The 1,838-nt window shown below is 54.2% G+C and carries 3 protein-coding genes; 2 read left to right on the top strand and 1 reads right to left on the bottom strand.

All coding sequences use genetic code 11. The features are described 5' to 3' along the window. Positions 1-161: 161 nt before the first annotated feature. Together F464_RS30720 and F464_RS31280 are read left to right on the top strand one after the other, a co-directional pair. The gene (locus tag F464_RS30720; RefSeq protein ID WP_198292356.1) at positions 162-584 is read left to right on the top strand and encodes a DUF2778 domain-containing protein; all 423 of its coding nucleotides are present in this window, start codon (positions 162-164) and stop codon (positions 582-584) included. Beyond that, the gene (locus F464_RS31280; RefSeq protein WP_157354291.1) at positions 581-850 is read left to right on the top strand and encodes a hypothetical protein; all 270 of its coding nucleotides are present in this window, start codon (positions 581-583) and stop codon (positions 848-850) included. The genes F464_RS30720 and F464_RS31280 overlap by 4 nt, the downstream gene beginning before the upstream one ends. A 25-nt stretch (positions 851-875) precedes the next feature. On the opposite strand, the gene F464_RS0127590 is transcribed toward F464_RS31280, so the two are convergent. Further along, positions 876-1,832 (bottom strand): IS30 family transposase, encoded by a 957-nt coding sequence (locus F464_RS0127590; protein WP_026296381.1) that lies wholly within the window; start codon positions 1,830-1,832, stop codon positions 876-878. Positions 1,833-1,838: the final 6 nt, after the last annotated feature.

Raw genomic sequence — 1,838 nt, 5'->3', positions numbered from 1 at the left:
CATTTCGACTCCTCCTCACCGTGATTGAGACTTTCGCAATCCCAATCTGGCACACCGATGCCCCAGGTGCAGGGGGAGTCCATTTCATTCGTTAGCGTATCCAATACGTATCGAGAAAGGTTTGTATGTTTCAGTGCAGATTTGATTTGAACAATCAACCCATGAGTGCCTTCAAAATAGGCGCCATATCCGCTCCCGCTTTCTCAGGTCAAGGGCAAAACGTTAACAAACGAAGCTCCGCCTGCCTGGCTGGGCAAGGCCCGATTCCTCCCGGTCAATACTACATATTTGATCGTCAAGGCGGTGGCCGACTTAAGTGGTTCAGAAACTTATTCAGTGACCACAGTGACTGGTTTGCTCTCTATGCGGTCGACGGAAAAATCGACGACGAAACCTTCTGCAATCAGTTATCGCGAGGTCACTTCCGTCTTCATCCAAAAGGGCCACGCGGAATTAGTGAAGGCTGCATCACTATAGAAAAGGCCGCCGACTTTCAACACATTCGCGCGATACTCAAGAGCGCATCACCAGTCCCCGTTCAAGGTGCCAATTTGAGAGCCTACGGCAAGGTGGTCGTGAAATGAGAACGGCCTTGCGCACTTTTGCGCTGGTATTGTGGGTGCTCGTCGGAACGACATTACTGAGTCGCTGGTGGTACGCGAATCCTGAGCACTTCCCGCGCTTTCCTGAGTCATTTTGGCGCTACCTAGATCACCTCTTCGGAGCAGCAAATGTTGATGACGCACAGAACGTCGAATTTTTTGTCGTGGTCGTCGCTGCTTTCTTGATTGTAGTGGCCGTAACTGCGATTGCCTTTGCGGTTGTTAGATATGCCAAGCAACAGCCGTAGTTTCAACGTTGAAGTGCAATAGTACTCAGGACGCATGATAAATCTCCAGCGGCGTTTTATATCCATGTCTTTTCCTCGGACGGATATTCAGCTCATGCGCAATGTGATCGCATTCTTGCTGGGTTAGATTTTTCATGCAGACGCCTTTTGGGATGTATTGCCGGATCGGGCCGTTCAGATTCTCGTTACTGCCGCGCTCCCACGAGTGGTACGGCGTCGCGAAGTAGCAAAGCAAGGGGAAGCGCGCTTCGAGTGTCTTGTAGTCATGGAAATCGGTGCCGTTGTCCAGCGTGAGGGTATGAAACTTTTCAGCGTGCTCAGCGATAGCGAGCGCGGCAGCAGTTGTCACTTGCGCGGCCGTGCGCGCGGTTAGTTTCTTGATAATGGCGTAGCCTGATTTGCGCTCGAGCAGCGTAAGGATGCAGTAATGCTTATCCTGGCCGATCACCGTATCACCCTCCCAGTGCCCGACCGTCAGGCGCTGCTCGATCGCGCTCTCCCGCTCCGTGATGTGTCGCTTGCCCGCCAGCACACCGCGAGAATCCTTGCTGTTGTACCGCTTGCGTCGCTGTTTGGGCATGATGCGCGTATGGCGGTAGAGCGTTCCACCGGCCTTCTTGTCCTTGAGGATGTGCCGATAGATCGTCTCGTGACTGATCGTCCACACGCCTTCAGCCTTCACCGACGCCGAGATTTGCTCTGGGCTCCATTTCCTTTTCAGCAGTTGTTCCACCTGCTTGATTTGTTCCGCACTGAATCGCGACGTCCGGCGCGAACGCCTTCTCCGCGCCACGGCGTACTGGTGCGCCTTTTGTGCGCGATAGTTGCCGTCGTGCCGGGTCGCATTGCGTTGCAGTTCGCGGCTGATCGTACTCGGCGAGCGTCCCAGCTCACGCGCGATCTCTGCCTGCGAACAGCCGCTGCGCATCAAGGCCGTCATGCTGTATCGTTCCTCTTGGGTGAGCTGGTGATACTTATGCATCGTTGC

This window comes from Aromatoleum toluclasticum ATCC 700605, from assembly GCF_000378245.1.
GTDB classification, from domain to species: Bacteria; Pseudomonadota; Gammaproteobacteria; order Burkholderiales; family Rhodocyclaceae; genus Aromatoleum; species Aromatoleum toluclasticum.
This window is presented reverse-complemented; position numbering and strand designations above follow the sequence as displayed.

Coding starts and splice junctions, on each gene's coding strand:
- F464_RS0127590 (WP_026296381.1), bottom strand. CDS start 1,832: ATGCATAAGTATCACCAGCTCACCCAAGAGGAACGATACAGCATGACG.
- F464_RS30720 (WP_198292356.1), top strand. CDS start 162: ATGAGTGCCTTCAAAATAGGCGCCATATCCGCTCCCGCTTTCTCAGGT.
- F464_RS31280 (WP_157354291.1), top strand. CDS start 581: ATGAGAACGGCCTTGCGCACTTTTGCGCTGGTATTGTGGGTGCTCGTC.